General features: G+C 71.1%; 1 pseudogene. It reads left to right on the top strand.

Features of this window, described 5'->3' with window-relative positions:
* Window positions 1-320: 320 nt before the first annotated feature.
* Window positions 321-653: pseudogene (locus tag ACVMYR_RS33145) on the top strand (hypothetical protein); the annotation flags it as partial.

The following is a 653-nucleotide window of genomic DNA, read 5'->3' as shown; positions in this document are numbered from 1 at the left end:
GACACATAACGGTCGGGCCCCTCCCGCGGTCAGCGGGAGGGGCCGCGACACGTCCGGAGGCCGGCGGGCCCGTCACCCGCGTGCCCGGCGATGCCACCCCGGGCCCGACTCGACCCGGCTGCGCCCCGTGCGGCGAAGCGGCCCGACCATCCCCCGCCGGAAGCCACCCGCCCCGAATGTGGGCTTTCTTCTGATACGAGCGCCTCGCGAAGAAGACTCTCATACGGTGTTGTTCACGGGCTACAACCGATTTGTAGCGAAGGGCGCCTCGCCGTGGCGGTGCGCCCTTGTCTGATACGAGGAGAGGGCAGAGAACTCCGATGTCCAACTACCTTCGGAAGAACGACGACACCGCCCAGCGGACCACCTTCAAGACGCGCCGCCGGAAGGTGTGGCTCGCCTCCGGCGTGGCCGGCCTGACCGGCGTGGTCAGCCTCGCCGGGATCGGCGTCGCCGGCAGCGCCGGCGCGGCCGGCATGGATCGGCTGACGAACCTGAAGTGGTCCACGGCGGAGCAGGTCGCCAAGGACGGCGGCTACGGGCAGGACGAACGTGGCCAGCGCGGCACCGACGGCGAGGACCGCGGCAAGAAGGACTACCGGGGCGAGGAGTCCCGGTCGGACGAGTGGGGTCGGGTGCAGGAGGTGCCGTGT

The organism is Micromonospora sp. PTRAS2, from assembly GCF_054052245.1.
This window is presented reverse-complemented; position numbering and strand designations above follow the sequence as displayed.